The sequence below is a fragment of the Escherichia sp. KCJ4928 genome, assembly GCF_004352695.1.
Classification (GTDB): Bacteria; Pseudomonadota; Gammaproteobacteria; order Enterobacterales; family Enterobacteriaceae; genus ECMA0423.
In genome coordinates, this window is the sequence record NZ_SJWV01000447.1 from 1 (window position 1) to 1,005 (window position 1,005).

The following is a 1,005-nucleotide window of genomic DNA, read 5'->3' on the forward strand; positions in this document are numbered from 1 at the left end:
ATCCGGTAGCGGCGTAAAAATCGCGGAAGGGATGAAAAAAACAGCGCCTGACGGCGCTGTGTCTGGCATGCCTGCAATCCGGGAAACCGGACCAGGAAAAAACTTGCAGGCCATAACAGTATCTACAAATGGGCACAATTCATTGCAGTTACGCTCTAATGTAGGCCGGGCAAGCGCAGCGCCCCCGGCAAAATTTCAGGCGTTTATGAGTATTTAACGGATGATGCTCCCCAGGGAACATTTCTTATGGGCCAACGGCATTTCTTACTGTAGTGCTCCCAAAACTGCTTGTCGTAACGATAACACGCTTCAAGTTCAGCATCCGTTAACTTTCTGCGATAGCAGCAGATATGCCAGTAAAGAAATCCCATTAGACTATTTTTTTGATAATCTTCTTCGCTTTCGAACAACTCGTGCGCCTTTCGAGAAGCAAGCATTATATAATGCCAGGCCAGTTCTTCTTCAATTGTCCCGTTTTGAAAAGCTGTGCTTGATATCGAGATCATCCATGATAATTCCGCCGCCCATATTAGCTTCGCCGAGGATTTACCGGAGCGATTATTAGCGCAATCAGAGATATAGTCTGAGGGAAAAACAGCAAATTTATTCAACAAGGCGATAACCTGCTCTGGGGCTTCCTCCATGTTTGCTTTAAAGGTATTGGCTCCATGGTCGCCAGAAAGAAAATGCTCCATTAAGGCACAATAACTTTCGCTATCTTCGATACCCCATTGATCCTCTAAAGACTCGCGTCTTTTACTTATGATATCGATCGAGTCAAAGGGAAGCACATGATATTGGAAGGTATCTTTGCCAGGTTCAGGCTTTCGCGGCCAGAACTCCAGCGTTTCAGACCATTGCTTATGATAGAACCGATAAGGTGCGATCAATTGTAGCGCCTGTAACTTCTCGATACTGAGCGGCTCAATACCTTTAGCCTGATAATAATGCAGTTGTTCTTTTTTTGCTTTAAAACCGGCCCGAACAATAAGCCCCATCATAATT

At 45.2% G+C, this 1,005-nt stretch carries 1 protein-coding gene; it reads right to left on the reverse strand.

From position 1 onward, the window contains the following. Positions 1 to 203: 203 nt before the first annotated feature. Positions 204 to 1,005, reverse strand: an 802-nt coding sequence (locus E0D98_RS24725; protein WP_131891338.1) for a DUF1266 domain-containing protein, incomplete at its 5' end; no start/stop codon positions are given.